General features: G+C 61.8%; 1 pseudogene. It reads right to left on the minus strand.

Going from position 1 to position 241, the window contains the following annotated elements:
• Window positions 1-203: pseudogene (locus AAEZ05_RS29955) on the minus strand (3-carboxymuconate cyclase); the annotation flags it as partial.
• Between the last annotated feature and the right edge of the window lie 38 nt (window positions 204-241).

Consider the following 241-nt stretch of genomic DNA (forward strand, 5'->3'; position numbering starts at 1 on the left):
GGGTTGGCGGTTTTCGCCGCCAGCACCGGCTTGCCGTTGAACTGCCCGGTGCGGCTGTCGAACTGCAGGCGGTAAATACCCTCGCTGCTACCGGCGGTGTAGCTGCCCACCAGCAGTTCATGCACATCGCTGGGTGCGGCCTGTACCGACATCGCACCGACACTGCCAGCCATCAGCAGGGGCCAGAATTTACGCATCATCATCCGCTTCGTCCTCATTGTTATTGGTGCCGGTGAAGGCG

The organism is Pseudomonas sp. HY13-MNA-CIBAN-0226 (assembly GCF_040310305.1).
GTDB classification, from domain to species: domain Bacteria; phylum Pseudomonadota; class Gammaproteobacteria; order Pseudomonadales; family Pseudomonadaceae; genus Aquipseudomonas; species Aquipseudomonas gregormendelii.